Origin of the sequence: Sorangium sp. So ce185 (genome assembly GCF_051526825.1) — a bacterium.
In the GTDB taxonomy this organism is placed as follows: Bacteria; Myxococcota_A; Polyangia; order Polyangiales; family Polyangiaceae; genus Sorangium; species Sorangium cellulosum_D.
This window is the reverse complement of record NZ_CP150316.1, coordinates 8,701,655-8,718,659: the sequence shown is the minus strand read 5'-3', so window position 1 is coordinate 8,718,659 and position 17,005 is coordinate 8,701,655. Positions and strand designations below refer to the sequence as shown.

Genomic DNA, 17,005 nt, shown 5'->3' with positions numbered 1-17,005 from the left:
GTCCCTCGAGCGCGCGACCTCGCGCTCACGATCGCCGCGCCCGCCGACACCTCGCCGTCGAACGGCGGCGGAGGTGGCCGAGGGCGGGGGGGCGGGCGCCGTATGGTAAAGTGCCGGCGCCGCGGCCCTCGCGAAATCGTCCCCACCGCGGCCGCCCCATGCGCTCCCCAGATCGCCTGACCGTCCTCGGTGGCCGCTACCGTCTCCTGAGCGAGATCGGCCGGGGCGGCGCGGGCGCGGTCTACATGGCCGATGACCTCGACGGAGGCGGCCGGGTCGCGGTGAAGGTCCTGCTCCGGACGCCGTCGGCCGGCGAGGCGGCGGCCTCCCGCTTCCAGCGCGAGATCCGGGCGATGCGGCTCCTCGACGCGCCCGGGTTCGTGCGCATGCTCGACGCCGGCGTCGCCCCCGAGCTCGACGGCGCGCCCTTCCTGGTGATGGAGCTGCTCCGGGGCCACGACCTCGAGCACCTCGTCACCACCCACGGCAGGCGCTCGCCCGCCGAGGTGCAGCGCTGGCTCGGCGAGGTCGCCGACGCCCTCGAGGTCGCCCACGCGCAGGGCCTCTTCCACCGCGACCTCAAGCCCGCGAACCTCTTCCTCGCGATCGGCGACGACGGGCGGGAGCGCGTGAAGATCCTCGACCTCGGGCTGGTCAAGGAGGTCGACCCCGGCGCGCTCGGCGCGTCGGGCGGCCTCACGGCGACGGGCACGGCCATCGGCACGCCCATCTACATGGCGCCCGAGCAGGCGCGCGGGCGCTCGGACCAGCTCGGCCCCGCGGCCGACGTGTGGGCGATCGGGCTCATCGCCGTGCGCCTCCTGACCGGCGACATCTACTGGACCGCGAACAGCATGGCCGAGCTGATGGTGGCGCTGCTCGTCATGCGGCTCTACCCGCCGTCGTCGCGCTGGCGGTGGCTCCCGCCCGCGTTCGACGCGTGGTTCCTGCGGTCGTGCGACCGCGACCCGGCCGCGCGCTTCCCTTCGGTCCGCGAGCAGAGCCTCGCCCTGGGCGCCGCGCTCGCGGCGGCCGGCGCCCCCGCCGAGCCGCCCGGCGCGGGGGAGCCGTGGTCGCCGGGAGGCCCCGCGGCCACGGACATGCTCCGCACCGACACGATGGAGCTCGCGGGGACGGTCGAGGCGCCCCAGGAGCCGCTCGCCGGCGGCACGCTCCGCGAGGCCGCCAGCAACCCACGGGATCCCGGCCTGCCCTCGCCGCCGCTGGGCGCCTCGCCGCCGCTGGGCGGCTCTCCGGCGACCGAGCGGCCGCGCCACAACCTGCCGGTCCAGCGCACGCCGTTCGTGGGCCGCGCCCGCGAGCGCGCCGAGATCGCCTCGCTCCTGCTCGAGCCGAAGGCCGGCCTGCTCACCCTCACCGGCGTCGGCGGCACCGGCAAGACCCGGCTCGCGCTCCAGGTCGCCGAGGACCTCGTCCCCGCGTTCTCCGGCGGCGTCTGCTTCGTCCCCCTCGCGTCGCTGCGCGAGCCGGCGCTCGTCCCCTCGGCGATCGCGCAGGCGCTCAGCCTCGGCGAGGGCGGCGCGCGGCCGGATCTGGAGCGCGTGGCGCACTTCCTCCGCGACCGGCGGCACCTGCTCGTGCTCGACAACCTCGAGCACCTGACCGCCGCGGGGCCGGTGGTCGCGCACCTCGCCGCGAGCTGCCCGCGCCTGTCGCTCCTCGTGACGAGCCGCGCCGCGCTGAACCTCTCGGGCGAGCGGCGCTACGTCGTGCCGCCGCTGGAGGTGCCCGAGCCGCGCGAGATCACCGCCTCTGCGGCGCTGGCCAGCTCCGCGGTGAGCCTGTTCTGCCGCCGGGCCTCCGCGATCAAGCCCGGCTTCCAGCTCGGCCCCGACAACGTCGCCGACGTCGTGGAGATCTGCGCGCGCCTCGACGGCCTGCCGCTCGCGATCGAGCTCGCCGCGTCGCGCCTCAAGGTCCTCACCCCCGCGGCGCTGCTCGCGCGCCTCCGCGACCGCGGCGCGGCCGGCCGCGCCTCGCCCGCCGCGGGCTCGTTCCGCCTGCTCACGGGCGGCGCGCGCGATCTGCCCGAGCGCCAGCAGACCATGCGCGCCGCCATCGACTGGAGCTACGGCCTCCTCCTGCCGGAGGAGCAGCTCGCCTTCCGCACGCTCGCCGTGTTCGCGGGCGGGTTCTCGCTGGCCATGGCGGACCAGATGTGCGCCTTCCGCGACCCGGCGCTCGACACGCTCGCGATCCTCGAGTCGCTCGTCGACAAGAGCCTCCTGCTCCCGGTCGCGGGCGAGGAGCCCCGGTTCCAGATGCTCGCGATCCTCCGCGAGTACGGCCTCGACCGGCTCGCGGAGGAGGGCGCCGCCGCGGCGTGCAACCGGCGCTTCGTGGAGCTCTCGCTGGAGCTCGCCGAGCGCGCGGCCGAGGCGCTCCGCGGGCCCGAGCAGGCCGCGTGGCTCGCGGCCCTCGAGCTCGAGCACGACAACCTCCGCCTCGCCCTGGAGCTCGCGCTCGAGCCGGGCGACGCGCGCGACGCGGGCGCGCCGGTCCGCCTCGCGGCCGCGCTCTCGCGGTTCTGGTACATCCACGGGCACTACCAGGAGGGCCGCGCGTGGCTCGCCCGGGCGCTCGCGGGCGCGGCGGGCGTCGCGCCCGAGCACGTCGCCGCGGCGCTCCGGGGCGCGGGGACGCTCGCGCTCCTCCAGTGCGACTACCGCGAGGCGCGCGCGCTGCTCGAGCGGGGCGCGGCGCTCTACCGCGAGCTCGGGGACGAGCGCGGGCTCGCCTCGGTGGTCCAGATCCTCGGGAGCGTCGCCCGCGAGCAGGGAGACTACGAGCGCGCGCTCTCGCTGCACGGCGAGAGCCTGGCGCTGGCCACGCGCCGCGGCGACACGCTCGAGGCGGCGCGCGCGCTCGGCTACTCGGGGTTCGCGGCGTGGCTCTCGGGCGACACCGCGCGCGCGGAGGGCGCGTGCCGCCTGGCGCTGCCCGAGCTCCGCCGCGGGGGCGATCGCGAGGGGACCGCGACGGCGCTGCTCTACCTCGGCTGCGCGGCGTTCTACCGCGGGGATCTCGACGAGGCGTCCCGCCTCTGCGAGGAGAGCGAGGGCCTGTCGCGGGCGGTGAAGTTCAAGGAGGGGATCGCCTGGACGAGCAACATCCTGGGCCTCGTCGCGATCGAGCGCGGCGATCTCGCCCTCGCGGGGCGGCGACTGCGGGCGAGCCTCAGGCTGCACCGGGAGCTCGGCGATCTCTGGCGGTCGGCGAGCGTCCTGGAGGCGCTCGCGCGCGCGGCGGTGCGGGCGGGCAAGCCGGAGCGCGGCGCCCGCCTGCTCGGCGGCGCGGCGGCGCTCCGCGAGGCCATCGGCACGCCGGTGCCGCCCATCGAGCGGCCGGCGCTCGCCGCGTGCGCCGACGCCGCGCGGGCGGCGCTCGGGGCCGCCGTCCACGACGCGCGCCTCGCCGAGGGCCGGGAGGCCGGGCTCGACGCGACGGTGGCGGCGGCGCTCTCGGACTGAGCGGGAACGCGCTGCGCGGGTGGAGCGGGCCTCGCTCCCTCAGCGCGCGTTGGCGGGGGCCGGATTTGAACATGAAGGCGGGAAGGCGGGAAGAAAAGATCAATGATCTTCCGGTCTTCCCGCCTTCCCGCCTTCATGTGGATCACTCTGGGGCAAATTGGGCTCCACCCGCGCGCCCGGGTCGCGCGGCGCCGCCGCGGCCCGGCCGAGGCGCTCGGAGAGGCGGCGGAGGAGGTCGACGAGCTCCTCCGGCTCGTGCACCTCGAACTCGAACCCCAGGAACGCGAAGTGGAACGCGAGCGCGTCGAGGGTCGCGCCGCCGGTGTGGACCACGCAGCGGTCCGGCCCGAGCGGCTCGACGCGCCACGCCGTGCCGGAGAGCTGCGCCGAGGCCACGTCCGCGGGCGCGTGCACCGTCGCGCGCGCGCGGAAGCGGTACGCGTCGACCGACACCGACTGCGACACGTAGGCGGCCACGTCCTCGGCGGGCAGCGGGCGCGGCTTGAACCGCCCCCCGGCCCTCGGCCTGCCCTGGATGCGATCGACGCGGAACGTCCGCCACTCCGCGCGATCGAGGTCGTACGCGAGGAGGTACCAGCGGTGGCTCGTGTGCACGAGCCGGTAGGGCTCGACGGCGCGCGCGCTCGCCGCGCCGCCGTAGCTCGTGTAGTCGAAGCGCAGGACCTCGGCGTCGCGGCACGCGTTCGCCAGCGCGGCGAGCGCGTCCGCGTCGAACGTGGGCCCGCCGTCGCCGAGCCGCACGCTCACGGCCGAGAGCGCGCTCACCTTGCGCCGGAGCCGCTTCGGGAGCACCTGCTCGAGCTTCGCGAGCGCGCGGACCGCCGCCTCCTCCAGCCCCCTCACCGGGCCGGTTGCCGCCGCGCGCAGCCCCACGGCCACGGCGACGGCCTCGTCGTCCTCAAGCGGCAGCGGCGGCAGCTCCTTGCCGGCTCCGAGCTGGTAGCCGCCGCCGATGCCGGGGGTCGCGTGCACCGGGTACCCGAGGCTCCGGAGCCGGTCCACGTCGCGCCGGAGGCTGCGCTCGGTGATCTCGAGCGCGCCGGCGAGCTCCCCGCCCGTCCAGAAGCGCCGGGACTGGAGGAGCGACAGCAGCTTCAGCAGCCGCGCGGAGGTCTGGATCATGCGCCGCTCCTCATCGTTCGACGTCGCGCAACGTCGCGCAACGTCGCGCATCGTCGCGCGACATCGCGGACCGAATCTGTCCGCAATTGAGTGTAGCTTCCTCTCATCCCGCGGGCGAGGCGCTCGGAGGCGTCCCGCCCCCCAAACCCCCTGGAGCTACCGCCATGAGCAACGCCGCTTCCGCGCACACCACGACGACCCCCGGCATGGGCACCTACCGCGGGAGCTGCGCCTGCCGCGCGGTTCGCTTCGAGGCCGACTTCGACCCGAGCGCCGGGACGTCGCAGTGCAATTGCACCATCTGCGCGAAGACGAGGTCGTGGGGCGTCATCGTGAAGCCGAGCGCCTTCCGCCTCGTCGCCGGCGAGGAGGTCCTTGGCGACTACTCGCGGTCGGAGGCCGGTCACGCCCGGTTCTGCAAGACCTGCGGCATCCGCGTCTTCGGGCACGGAAACCTGCCGGAGCTCGGCGGAGAGTACTGCTCGGTCAACCTGAACTGCCTCGACGGCGCGGACCTCACCGGGGTGCCGGTGATGTATCTCGACGGGCTGCACGACACATGGGAGCAGCTCGCCGTCGCGCCGTACGTGGATCCGGTCACGGCCGCGAAGAGGGCCTGAATCGACGCGCGCTCCTCGGCGCAGCGCGCCGCTCGAGCCGCCGACGCCCGCGGCGGCAGCTCTTCAATGCGCCTGACAGAACTCGTTGATCCTGTCGACGAGGGGATCTTCCTTCTGGATCGCCCTCTCGACGGCGGTCTGGGCGACGCTGCTGCCCTCGGCGTCGTCCGCGTCCACCGCCGTCGCGAGATCGCGAGTCGCTCTGGCGGTCTCCTTGGCCATCGCCCGGTACTCCTCCGAGAATCGCTGGAGCTCCGGGGTGGTCAGCGCGACCCGGGCCGCGTCGGCCGCCGCCTTGTCCAGCACGTCGGCCATCGCCCTCAGGTCTCCTGAGCCTACCTGGCCGTCGCTCTCCGCCTCGCGCCTCTCGACGTTCTGCACGCCCTGGTTGATGACCGCGATGAGCTCGTTGCACTCCGCGATCTTGGTCCCGCGAGCGGTCGCGCTGGACGGCGGCGCGGCTGGCGTCGGCGCGGGGCTCGCGGGCGGCGCGCACGCGCAAGGCTCCCAGCCGGCGCCGTCGGGGGCGCAGGTGCGTACGCCCTGGGTCGCGTCGGGACAGACGCACGCCGTGGCCACGCTGGGTCCGCACACCCTCTTTTGGCCCGAGCAGGCTGCTGGCGTGACGAGGAGGGCGGCGGCAGCGAGCGCATGGATCCGGGTGGGGCGCCTCATCGGCGCAGGATGCCGTCGCCGGACCTGCGCCGACAAGACATGAGCCGCAATCCCACGCCCGCCGGGGCGCAGGGCGCGGCGGGGGGGGCCGCCGCGCCCTGAGCGCTTCCTCGGCCGGAAGCCAGCCTCCCGGGCCTCCTCGCGGCGCCGGTGCGCCGGCGGGCTCGCGGGATGGCCGGCGGCTCGCGCGCGCCCGGGCGACCGCCTCACGATGTCAGGGAGAGGTCCCCTTGAGGACGTCGCCGATGATCGCGTCGAGGTTCACCGCGTTGGCCATCGCCTGGTACCCGGCGTCGTTCGGATGCAGCTTGTCGGCGTCGTAGGCCGGGAGCAGCCGGCTCGGGTCGGCCGGGTCGCGCACCGCCTTGTCGAAGTCGATCACGCCGTCGAAGGCGCCGCTCGTGCGGATCCAGGTGTTCAGCTTCTGCCGCTCCTGCTCGCCCTTGGCGGTTCCATAATCGCCCTTGTAGGTCCCGGTCGAGCCGGCGAACGGCACCAGGGTACCGCCGTAGATCTTCAGCCCGGCGGCGCGGGCCGCCTGGATGATCTGCTGGTAGACCGGGATCAGATCCGCGGCCTTGGCGGAGCGATCGCCGATGTCGTTGATGCCGGCGAGCAGGATGACGGCGCGCGCGCCCGGCTGGGTCAGCACGTCGCGCGCGAGGCGGGCCGGGACGGGGTAGCCGAACTGGAGCTGGGGGCGGACGGTGAGCAGCTCGTTCCCGATGATCCCGGCGTTGACCACGGAGAGGGTCTGACCTTTCCGGTTGGCCAGGCGCTGCGCGAGGAAGTCGGGGTAGCGCTGGTTGGTGTTCTTGGTCGAGAGGTATCCGTCGGTGATCGAGTCGCCGAGCGCGATCAGGGTGCCGACGACGTTCGGCGGGGCCTTGACGTCGACGCCCGACAGGAACATCCAGCACGAGATCTTCCGCGTGAACTGCTTGTCGGCGCCGGCGCCCGTCTGATTGCCCGCGGCGAGGAAGCTGTCCTGCGCCGCGAAGTAGTGCTGCGTGGCCGGCCCGGTCTTGGCCGGCAGGTGGATGTTCACCGCCAGCGTCTGGAGGGCCTGCACGTTCATGGCCACGGGGTCGCTCACCGCCTCGCCGCCGGCGGCGATGACGATCGAGGCCTGGCCCGCGAAGCGCAGCGGCTTCGACGACCCGGCGACGGTGGCAGCGCCGCCCGCGGAGGCGGCGATCGACGCCGCGCCCACCCGGAGCGGCTCGCTGCCGCCGGCGTTCGAGATCCGCACGCGCACCGAGCTGCCGCCGGCGCTCAGGCGGACGATGTTCCGGACCGTCTGGCCGGAGAGGCCGACGTCGGAAGGGCAATCCTGCGAGTTGAAGGTGCCGCCCGGCGTCGCGCTGGCGTGCCATGAGGAGACCCACCGCCCGTCGGCCGCCGGGTCTGCGGCCAGGGCGGGGCGGCCCCATGCGCCGGCGATCAGCGCGACCACCGCGGCGAGGAAGGAAGCGCGCGGCGGGCGGCCGAGCTTCGGCCCCGGCAGCTTGAGCGAGGTGCGCGCGGTGTTGCGGCGCTCTGGGGTGACTCCGTGGGGTGTCTGTCGATCTGCCATCGGTTCTCTCTCGGTGGTTCGCGTGGAACGCGGGAAACTCCCCCGGGTTTCGGGGGATGCAGGTTCATTGGCCCGGATCTGCACACGCTGGGTCGGAGCTGTCGCCATGGGCGCGCCCGGCGGGCAGGATGCCGGCGCGGGAAGCAGGAGAGGCAAACGCCTCGGGGGCGTCAAGCCCGAGCTGGGCGAGCGGCGCCGGGTGGACAGCGCGTTCGTACCGCGATTTGACCCCTCCACGCTGGAAAAGTGACGCTGTATCGAACCTTGCCCGTATCAAGGGAGCCGCCGCCGGCGCACGGCCTGCGGGGAGCCCGTCCGACGCGGCCCAGCAGGCCGATGCGGAGCCCACCGCCCGGAGCCGTGTGGGGGGGCACGCCGTTACATGGCACCGCAGCGACGCATAGAGCTCGTCGACGAGCGCAACGATCTCGACTGCCGGCACGTCACTCTTCAGCAGTCGATCCAGCATCGACGGCTCACCGGCGGCCGACGGTCTCGCGCAGCCTGTCGAGCGACGCTCTGAAAGCGTCGTCGCTCACGTCGACGCCCGTCGCCGCGGGCAAGCTCTCGGCGAACATCAGCGCGGCTTTCCTCAGATCGCACACCCTGTGCGGGTATCGCTGGCGGGCTACGAGCGTGAGTCCTGTTACGATGCTGCGCATCGCTGCCCCCTGGAAGCCTGCTCCTTCGACGACGACTGCCGAGCATCTGACGAACGCGCTCGCCTCCGCGAGGAACGCCGAAATCGCCTCGCGCACACGTGCCGGAGGGAACGACGCCCCGCGCTCGATGACGGTGAGCAGCCCTATGCCGCGCGGATGTTGCTTTGAGAACTTCTTACACGCGTCGGAGAAGCGGCGAACTCCTTCTTCGGTCGTCTCCTGGCGCCAGATGACGCAGAAGATCTGGCGCCAGCTCGCCAGGATGTAGTCCGTGTGTTGGGCGACCAGGCGCCAGGGCTCGACGTGCACCGTCGTGCTGGAGCCGAGGCTGGGAGACTCCGCGACGATGGTCGTGTCGTCGTCGCCGAGCTCCCCGCGCACGACGGGGCTCACGAGCGGCCGGTCCGCGTCGTCCGCGGTGCGCACCGTCGGAAGCGGGGCCGTCACCGCTGCGCGCGTCGCCACGCTGACGGGGACCAGGAGCTCGTCCCGCAGATCGAAGCCGTCGGGCAGCAGCGATCGTAGTGCGTCGAGCATCGCCGCCGCGGTGGGGAATCGCTCGCCCGTGTCGAGCCGGAGCGCGCCGTGCACCACGGACGCCGCCTCCGTTCGGACCCAGGGCGCGAGCGCCTGGATCGAGGGCGGCGGCTGCGAGCAGATCGCGATGATCAGGTCGCCGAAGCCGCCGATATGCTCGTATGGGAGCTTCCCCGCGAGGGCACGGTAGAGCACCATCCCGAGCGACCAGATGTCCGTGCGGTAGTCGATGTCGCTGAGCCCCCGGGCCTGCTCGGGCGACATGTAGAGCGGCGAGCCGAGGATCCCTCCGGTGCGGGTGAGGCCCGTGGTCGGGCCGACCTGATGGGGCTCACGCTTGATCTTGGCGATACCGAAGTCGAGGATCCTGACGATGATCTCGCCCGCACGGTGCCGGGCGAGGAAGAGGTTGGCAGGCTTGATGTCCCGGTGCACGACGCCCGCTTCGTGAGCCTTCTGGAGGCCGAGGCAGACCTGCGCCGCGATACGGAGGGCGGTGTCGGGCTCGAGGCACCCGATCCTATCGAGCAGCTGCTGGAGGTCCTCCCCTTCCAGGAGATCCATCACCAGATAAGGCGCTTTGGTCTCCGGATCCGTGCCTGAATCGAGCACCCGGACTATGTGCTCGGTGTCCATGGCGCCCATGGCTTTCGCCTCGCGGTGGAAGCGTTCCACGCTGCTCTTGCCCGGGACCAGGAGGGATCCATCCATGCACTTGAGCGCGACGTGCTCACCGGTCTCTGCGTGCTCGGCCTCGTAGACCGCGCCCATCCCGCCTTGCCCGAGCAAGCGGATAATCCGGTACTTCCCGTCGTGGAGCTGGCCGATCAAGACATGGATAGCGTAAAGGATGCGGGCGCCCGGACGCAACAGCGTTCCGCCCACACCTGCGGCGTTGGCTCCTGACCGCGCCACCAGCGACCTCGACGGGTTCAGGTGTCTCCGTGGTCGAGGTTCCTCTGCTTACTCGATGCGCTCAGGCAGGGCCTGAATCCAGGAGCCGAGCACCCTCGAACTTTCAAGCACGGCTTTCTGGCCCGTGCGCGATCCCAATCTAGCGGTGAATCTGCTCTTTCGTGAACGGCAAGAGCTTCGTCAGGCGGTGGCCCTGGATGAGCGCCGCCCGCTGGGCCAGCGCCATCGGGACCTGCCGGTCCGACAGGAAGTGCTGAGAGCGGCTCGTCACCACCACCTTCGCGTTGTGCTGGGCCACCTGGATCCGCGTATCGAAGTGCTCCGCCGCGCGGTCGTAATGCACCCTCAGCGCGAGCTCGTCGAAGCCGTGATGCGTCGACCGGAGTCGAGCGCGGTTCGCCCGGCGCGCTCGGAACACGCCGCCGTGGCCGCCCCGACACACGCCGCGGCCGCTCCTCGAGCCCGCGACGGCAGTTCGCTGCGCTTGACCGATACGCGCTACGAGCTCCAGATCGACGGGACGAACGCGAAGCTGGAATGGGCCGGCTCCGTCGTGTCGCACCGGCGCGCTTGCCAGACGTTGTTCGATCAGAACCGAGCGCTCATCTCCGACGCGCAGAAGCTCGAAGGGCCCGCGAAGATGTCGGCAACCGAGGCGACGCGCCTGCCGAAGCTCGGGGTCTGCCAGCCGGCGGGCGGCCCCCCCCTCGACGTCCCTCAGCGGGCGCGGCGCGCCAGCGCCTTCTCGTAGGCGGCCTGCAGCTCGCCGAACACCGAGCGCGCCGGACGCGGCGCGCCGAGATGCAGGTGGCGCAGCTCGTCCATGAAGGCGTTCCAGAGCGGCGCGCCACCCTTTTCCAGCAGCTCCGCGCGCACGGACAGCTCCTTGCTCGGGCGCGTGTGGCGGCGGCCCCAGGCGCCCATGTGCGCGAGCAGCGGCACGAGCTGGATCGACGCTTCCGTGAGGCTGTAGATCCCCTTCTGCCGGTGTTTCAGATCGGAGCGTCGCGTCAGCAGGCCGGACGCGGTCAGGCGCTTCAGCCGGTCCGCGAGGATGTTCGAGGCGATGCCCTCCTCGCTCTGCGCGAGCAGCTCGCCGTAGCTGCGCCTGTTCCCGAACATGACGTCGCGGATGACGATCAGGCTCCAGCGGTCGCCGAGCTGTTCGAGCGTCAGGTTGATCGGGCAGCCGGATCGTCCTGTCTGCGGCACGGCCATGCTCCTGAGACTAGTACTTGCAAACCGCAAGCGGTAGGCGTAGGGTGCGGACCAGTTGCAATTTGCAAGTGGCCCGAACCAGGAGTCCCACGATGTCGCTCGCGCTGTACGGTCATCCCTTCTCCTCGTACACGCAGAAGGTGCTCATTGCGCTGTACGAGAACGGCACACCCTTCGAGTTCCGCTGCCTCGGGCCGGACACGCCGCAGCACGCGGCCGAGTGGCTGCAGCGCTGGCCGCTGCGCAAGTTCCCGCTGCTGGTGGACGACGAGCGCAACGTCGTCGAGACCAGCATCATCATCGAGTACCTGCAGCTCGCGCATCCCGGGCCAGCGCGCCTGCTGCCCGCGGACCCGATGGCCGCGCTGGACGTGCGCTTTCTCGACCGCTTCTTCGACCTGCACGTCATGACGCCGATGCAGCGCGCGGTCGACGGCGCGCTGACGGGTGATCCGGTGAAGCGCCAGGAAGGGCTGGCCCATGCCGCGACGAAGCTGGAGCTCGCCTACGCCTGGCTCGAAGGGCAGCTCGCCGGCAGGACCTGGGCCGCTGGCGCCGACTTCACGATGGCGGACTGCGCGGCCGCGCCCTCGCTGTTCTACGCGGACTGGACGCACCGGATCTCCGAGGCGTTTCCCGTGCTGCGCGCCTACCGCGCGCGGTTGCTCGCGCGCCCGTCCTTCGCCCGCGCGGTGGAGGAGGCGCGGCAGTTCCGGCCGCTCTTCCCCCTGGGAGCGCCGGACCGGGATTGAGGCTCCGCGCCGCGAGCGCCGGCGCAAATCGCGGTCGACGCACCTCCAGCGCGTCAATCGCAGTCGATGCAGCCGGCCGCCGTGGACGATGCGGGCGAGCGGGCGGAGGGGCGGGCGGCGCTCGAGGAATGTGCCGCGGCACATTTGCGTTGAATTTGCCGTGGCGCGGTGCGGTAATCGCTCGAAGGGCCCGCCGGGCGCTCGGACGGCGCGGCCCCTGGGCATCCTCATGGACAGGCACGCGTGACGGGCGCACGAGACAGCGGCCGGGGTCTCCCGGCGGGCGCGACCCTCCCGCCCGCGGACAGCCTCCCGCCCGCCGATAGCCGCCCGCCCGCCGACAGCGCCTCGCCCCCCGCGGCGAGCGCGCCCGACGGCGCGCCGGGGGCCGAGCTGCGCTCGGTCGCCGCGGGCGGCGCCACGCTCTGGCTCACGCAGTCGCCCGGGTTCTCGCTGTGGCGCGGCGAGGTGGCCGCGCCGGATCGGCTGCGGATCGAGGGGCGCGACGGCTATCTCCACGAGCTCCGGCTCGAGCCGGTCGGCGTGCTTCGGCTCGGCCGCGCGGAGCGAGTCGGCGACGAGCGCAACGAGCTCGTCTACCCCGACGTCGCGTCGCGGCTCGCGGCCACGCTGCGCCACGACGGCGTGCGCTGGTGGCTGCGCCGCCGCGAGGAGTGCAGCGTGCCCGTGCAGGTCGGCGCGCGGCACCTCGCGCGCGGGGAGGAGTCGCCGCTCGTGCACGGCACCTTCGTCTGCGTCGGCGGCATGCGCGCGACGTTCTTCGACCGCCGCTACGCCGCGCTGTCGGTCCCCGCCGGCGCGGTCGATCCGGCGACGGGCCTGCTCGCGCGCGCCGGCCTTGAGCAGGAGTGCGCGTCGCTGCTCGCGCGCAAAGGCCAGGGCGCGCTCGTCCTGCTCCGGCCGATCGGGGCGGGCGCGCCCCCGCGCGCCGCGGCCGCGCTCGTCGCGGTGCACCGGCTCTGGCCGGACCTGCCGGTCGGCGACGCGGACGGCACCGCGGTGGCGCTCGTGCGGGGCGGCGCCGCGGAGGCGGCGGCCTCGGCCCGGCGCGCGCTGGAGGCCGTGGAGGCCTCCGGGCTCGGTCCGTTCGCGTGCGGCACCTTCGCGATCGCCGGGGAGGCGGACGTCGCCGGCCGCGAGGTCGAGCTCGGCCTCCACGCCATCGCCTCGCTCGCGGCCGAGCGCGAGCGGAGCGGCCCCGGGGCGTCCACCCCCGTGACGGAGCTCCGCGACGGCGCGGCGAGCGCGCGGTTCGCCGCGCCGGTCGAGGTGCTCGAGGCGTCGCGGAGCGGGCGCCGGGCGACGGTCCTGTTCGGCATCGAGGAGCAGAGCGCGCTGTCCGGCGTCGGCCCGCACGTCATCGGCGCGCTCGCGCAGGAGCTCGCGGCGGTCGTCGCGAGCCACGCGGGCGCCGGCGCGCTCATCGCGCCGCTCGCGCCCGGCGTGGTCGCCGCGTGCGTGCCCCGGAAGGCGGATCCGGCGGCGATGGCGAGCGCGGTGCAGTGCGACTGGCACGCTCGGCCGCCGATCCTGGACGGCCGGGTCGAGCACGCGCGGACGCTGTCGTGGGAGCTCCTGCACGGCGCCGACGCGGGCGCGCGGGCGGCGGAGATCGCGCGCGAGTGCGGCGATCCGCACGGGGTGCTCTCGGCGCTGAGCGGCGGGCTGCCGTACCCGATCGCGGGGAGGGTGCGGGCGGCGATCGGGGCGTCGAGCGCGATCGAGCGGGTGAAGATGCTGTTCGACGTGCTCGAGGGCACGTGGCGCTTCATCGCGACGGTGCTCGTGTCGGCCTTCTTCAGCGGCGGCAGCGCGCCGCCCGGGTCGGGGCGCGGCGGCGGCGCGGGCGGGGGTGCCGGCGCGGGCGGGCCGCCGCCCGGGTGGGGCGCGGTGCTCGACTTCTACGGCCGCACGCGCACGCGCGACGGCCTCGCGCTCGGCGCGTGGCGCGAGCTCGCGCGCACGGCCGCGCGGGCGTTCGGGGATCGCGACGATCCGATCGGCTCGATGGCGAGGGAGGTGCTCGACGTCAAGCTGTCGCACAACCAGACGTTCGAGACGCTCTCGAACCTGATGCAGGCCGAGCGCAACCAGTTCGCGCACGGCCACTACACCGAGGCGCGGGCGGCCGCGGATCTGCCCGATTTCGAGCAGATGACCCGCGCGCTCCTGCGGGCGCAGCGGCCGCTCTGCGCGTGGACCCTGGTGACGGTCGAGAAGACCGAGCCGGATCTCTATGGCGATCTCCAGACGGTGGAGTTCATCGATCACACCGGGCCGTTCGCGTCGGGGACGCGGCGGCGCATCGGGCTGAACTCGCCGGTGCGGCTGTCGAACGTTGTGTATCTGGCGCGCTTCCGGGAAGGGCTGATGTTGCCGCTCGAGCCCATGGTGCGGCGGGTGCTGCACGAGGACAGGTTCGACCTTTACTGGATGGATCACCTGCCGCGACAGGGGATGTGCCAGATGAGCGCGGTCGTGGCGGGAAGGGCGGTGAAGGCGCCTTGCGATGCGCGGAGGATGCCGCCGCTCCTGCGGGCGATGGTGGACGCGGCGGGCGGGTGAGGGCTTGAGGGCCCCGGGGCGACGGGGGGCGGCGCGCTCCGCCTGCGTCAGCGAGCGCGGGCTCCCTTCGGCGCGCGCTCGATCACGCGGGCGAACCCGTCGAGCAGGGCGCGCAAGCCGAGGGCGAACAGCTCATCGAAGTCCAGGCTGAAGCCCCCGGTCCCGGCGAACGCGTCGAGGACGCGCGCGAACGCGGGGTAGCGCCCCGACGCCGCGAGGGCATGGAACTGCGCGACCCGCCCCGCCATCCACTCGTCGTCCGTCATCCCCGTCGCGCTCGTCGCGTCGACCTCGGCCTCCAGGTTCGTCGCGATCCCCTGGAGAAAACCGTAGAGGATGATGTGGAGCTTCATCCGCTCCGCGGCGTCGAGGCCGTGGCCGTCGAGCGCCCGGAGGATCCACTCCGCGTGCGCGATGGCGTTCGGGAGCGGCTCGGGCCGGGTCATGTTGATGACGCGCGCGAGCCAGGGGTGCCGGCGGAAGGCGGCCCACTGGACGCGCGCCGAGGCCTCGAGCTGGGCCCGCCAGCCGAGCGGCACCGTCGCCGGCAGCGCCGCCTCGCCGAACGCGGCGTCGGTCATGAGCGAGACGAGCTCCTCCTTGCTCGCCACGTGGCGGTAGAGCGACATCACCGGCGCGCCGAGCTTCGCCGCGACCCCGCGGAGCGACAGCGCGCCGAACCCCTCGGCGTCGGCGATCGCGATCGCGGCCTCGACGATGCGCGCGCGCGTCAGCTCGTGCTCGCGCGGGGCCCGCTGGCGGACGTGCGCGACGACGGTGCCGACGCGCGCGACGCCACGGACGAGGCCGGCGTCGGCGAGCTCCTTGAGCGCGTGGGCCGCGGTCGCGGTCGCGACGCGGTGCGCCCGCGCGAGCTCGCGGGTCGACGGAACCCGATCGCCCGGGCGGAGCTCCCCGGATTCGATCCGACGCCGGAGCTCGGCGGCGATGCGGCGGTACGGAGGTTCGGCGCCTGTTCGTTCCATGGAGCGCCTGTCCTAGTACAGATCGACCGAAGACGCATGAGCTTCTGCGCGCGAGCGAGCTGCGTGTCGAGCGCTGATCTAGTACATTTCCAGCAAATCGACGCGTGAACCACACATGGGGGTGGCGGAGTCGAGGGCGATGCGCACAGTGTACGGACATTCTGGTACAGCGTACGCGTCCTGGAGGAACCACGATGAACAGACCCCATGTCCTCATCTCCGGCGCAGGGATCGCCGGCCCCGCCCTCGCGCTCTGTCTCGACCGCTTCGGCTTCGCGGTCACCGTCGTCGAGCGCGCGCCCGCCCTCCGTGAAGGTGGGCAGGCGGTCGACTTTCGCGGCCCAGTCCACCGCGCCGTCCTCGAGCGGCTCGACCTCTGGGCGCCGATCCACGCCCACCGCACCCGAGCGAGCGCGATCGTCCTCCTCGATCCCGCCGCGAGGCCGCGCGTGACCCTGCCGGCGGTGATGGCGTCGGGCGACGTCGAGATCCTGCGCGGCGATCTCGTGCGCATCCTTTACGAGCGCACGCGGCAGGCGGTCGACTACCGCTTCGGGGATCAGATCACCGGCATCGAGGCGCGCGGCGACGCGGTCGCGGTGGAGTTCGAGCGGGGCGCGCCGGCGACGTTCGATCTCGTGATCGGCGCCGACGGCCTCCACTCGAACGTCCGCGCGCTGGTCTTCGGCGACGAGTCGCGCTTCCTCCGCCATCACGGCTATCGGATTGCGACGTTCGCGCTGCCGAACGTCCTCGATGGGGCGCGCGAGGCGCAGATCTTCAGCGTCCCCGGGCGCGCGGTCGGCGTATTTCCGACATCGCCGGAGGGGGCGCGCGCGCTCCTCATCCACGCGGGTGGGCCGCTGACGCGCGCCGAGCGCCGCGACGGCGGCGGGCTGAAGCGGTCGCTCCGTCAGACCTTTGCCGGCATGTCCTGGGTGGTGCCTCGCGTCCTCGACGCGCTCGACCGCGCGCCCGATCTCTACGTCGACGGGATCGCCACCGTCCACGTGGAGAGCTATTCCAGGGGGCGAGTCGCGCTGCTCGGCGACGCGGCCTACGGCGGCACCCTCGGCGGACAGGGGACCTCGCTCGCCATCGTCGGCGCGTACGTCCTCGCGGGCGAGCTCGCCCGCGCCGGCGATCCCGGCGCCGCCTTCGCGCGATACGAATCGATGCTCCGCCCCTACGCGACGGGATGCCAGACCGGCGCGCGGCGCGCCGGCTCGTTCTTCGCCCCGCGGACCGGCGCCGGCCTGTGGCTCCGCAACGCCCTCTATGGCGTGCTCACGGGGCCGCGGTTGGTTGGCCTCTTCGAGCGCCTGGTGAAGGACGCGGCGACCGACTTCGTGCTCCCCGAGTATGCAGTCCGGTGGGCGCCCGGGAGGCAGGCGCTCGTGAGCTCTTGACCGGGCGATGGGCGCAGCCTGCGGCAGCAGCGACGGCGTGGACATCCGGGTCGCGACCACCGACGCCGACGAGGCCGTCGCCGCCCCGAGGCGGCGCGCCCCCGGCGACGACCGCATCGCGTCGCGGCGCGCCGGCGAACCGTGGCCATTCCGGTGAGAGCGTCATCCTCCGCGCCACGCGGCGCGCGCGCCCCGCACGACCCCGCCCATGGATCGACGCCGGCGTCGGCCCAGCGCCTCGCCATCCCCCACGCCGCCCCCCCGCGCAGCGTTTTGCGGGATCCGGCAAAACCCTGACGCAAGAACGCGCGCCCTCTTTCCCCAACCCGGCCCCAACCCGCGCACCAGGCCGGACATTCCCAGAACGTTTCATGGCACATACGGTGCTTGCAGCTGCGCCGGGCGTCCCGGCAACGACGAAGCCGCCTCGAGCCG

General features: G+C 73.5%; 14 protein-coding genes. 7 read left to right on the top strand and 7 right to left on the bottom strand.

Annotated elements, in window-relative coordinates; genetic code table 11:
* Nucleotides 1–158 precede the first annotated feature (158 nt).
* Nucleotides 159–3,491 carry a protein kinase domain-containing protein gene (locus WMF26_RS31900; RefSeq protein ID WP_437995780.1) on the top strand — a complete coding sequence of 1,111 codons (3,333 nt, stop codon included), beginning with the start codon at nt 159–161 and terminating at the stop codon, nt 3,489–3,491.
* A 99-nt stretch (nt 3,492–3,590) separates the two neighbouring features.
* On the opposite strand, the gene WMF26_RS31895 is transcribed toward WMF26_RS31900, so the two are convergent.
* Complete coding sequence (locus WMF26_RS31895) at nt 3,591–4,634, bottom strand: helix-turn-helix transcriptional regulator (RefSeq protein WP_437995779.1); 1,044 nt, start codon at nt 4,632–4,634, stop codon at nt 3,591–3,593.
* Nucleotides 4,635–4,798: 164 nt separating this feature from the next.
* Here WMF26_RS31895 and WMF26_RS31890 point away from each other — a divergent pair, with 164 nt between their 5' ends.
* Nucleotides 4,799–5,254 carry a GFA family protein gene (locus WMF26_RS31890; RefSeq protein ID WP_437995778.1) on the top strand — a complete coding sequence of 152 codons (456 nt, stop codon included), beginning with the start codon at nt 4,799–4,801 and terminating at the stop codon, nt 5,252–5,254.
* 63 nt (nt 5,255–5,317) lie between these two features.
* On the opposite strand, the gene WMF26_RS31885 is transcribed toward WMF26_RS31890, so the two are convergent.
* From WMF26_RS31885 to WMF26_RS31870, 4 genes are all read right to left on the bottom strand, one after another.
* Nucleotides 5,318–5,833, bottom strand: a complete 516-nt coding sequence (locus tag WMF26_RS31885) for a hypothetical protein (protein ID WP_437995777.1) — start codon at nt 5,831–5,833, stop codon at nt 5,318–5,320.
* A 310-nt stretch (nt 5,834–6,143) separates the two neighbouring features.
* On the bottom strand, nt 6,144–7,505 hold the full coding sequence (locus WMF26_RS31880; RefSeq protein ID WP_437995776.1) for an SGNH/GDSL hydrolase family protein: 1,362 nt from the start codon (nt 7,503–7,505) through the stop codon (nt 6,144–6,146).
* A gap of 476 nt (nt 7,506–7,981) precedes the next feature.
* Nucleotides 7,982–9,535, bottom strand: a complete 1,554-nt coding sequence (locus WMF26_RS31875) for a serine/threonine protein kinase (protein ID WP_437995775.1) — start codon at nt 9,533–9,535, stop codon at nt 7,982–7,984.
* Between the two features lie 223 nt (nt 9,536–9,758).
* On the bottom strand, nt 9,759–10,061 hold the full coding sequence (locus tag WMF26_RS31870; protein ID WP_437995774.1) for a hypothetical protein: 303 nt from the start codon (nt 10,059–10,061) through the stop codon (nt 9,759–9,761).
* Between the two features lie 42 nt (nt 10,062–10,103).
* Between WMF26_RS31870 and WMF26_RS31865 the strand changes: the two genes are divergently transcribed.
* Entirely contained in the window at nt 10,104–10,370 is a 267-nt protein-coding gene (locus tag WMF26_RS31865) for a hypothetical protein (RefSeq protein WP_437995773.1), read from the top strand.
* On the opposite strand, the gene WMF26_RS31860 is transcribed toward WMF26_RS31865, so the two are convergent.
* Nucleotides 10,337–10,837: a winged helix-turn-helix transcriptional regulator gene (locus WMF26_RS31860; protein ID WP_437995772.1), complete on the bottom strand. Its 501-nt coding sequence runs from the start codon at nt 10,835–10,837 to the stop codon at nt 10,337–10,339. The two genes, WMF26_RS31865 and WMF26_RS31860, sit on opposite strands and share 34 nt — an antisense overlap.
* A gap of 92 nt (nt 10,838–10,929) precedes the next feature.
* On the opposite strand from WMF26_RS31860, the gene WMF26_RS31855 reads away from it, so the two are divergent.
* Nucleotides 10,930–11,589, top strand: a complete 660-nt coding sequence (locus WMF26_RS31855; RefSeq protein WP_437995771.1) for a glutathione S-transferase family protein — start codon at nt 10,930–10,932, stop codon at nt 11,587–11,589.
* A gap of 243 nt (nt 11,590–11,832) precedes the next feature.
* Complete coding sequence (locus WMF26_RS31850) at nt 11,833–14,175, top strand: hypothetical protein (protein ID WP_437995770.1); 2,343 nt, start codon at nt 11,833–11,835, stop codon at nt 14,173–14,175.
* Nucleotides 14,176–14,222: 47 nt separating this feature from the next.
* On the opposite strand, the gene WMF26_RS31845 is transcribed toward WMF26_RS31850, so the two are convergent.
* Nucleotides 14,223–15,161 (bottom strand): TetR/AcrR family transcriptional regulator C-terminal domain-containing protein, encoded by a 939-nt coding sequence (locus tag WMF26_RS31845; protein WP_437995769.1) that lies wholly within the window; start codon nt 15,159–15,161, stop codon nt 14,223–14,225.
* Between the two features lie 194 nt (nt 15,162–15,355).
* On the opposite strand from WMF26_RS31845, the gene WMF26_RS31840 reads away from it, so the two are divergent.
* Both WMF26_RS31840 and WMF26_RS31835 read left to right on the top strand, forming a co-directional pair.
* A complete protein-coding gene (locus WMF26_RS31840) occupies nt 15,356–16,570 on the top strand; it encodes an FAD-dependent monooxygenase (RefSeq protein WP_437995768.1) in 1,215 nt (404 codons plus the stop codon).
* A gap of 7 nt (nt 16,571–16,577) precedes the next feature.
* On the top strand, nt 16,578–16,727 hold the full coding sequence (locus WMF26_RS31835) for a hypothetical protein (RefSeq protein WP_437995767.1): 150 nt from the start codon (nt 16,578–16,580) through the stop codon (nt 16,725–16,727).
* Nucleotides 16,728–17,005 lie beyond the last annotated feature (278 nt).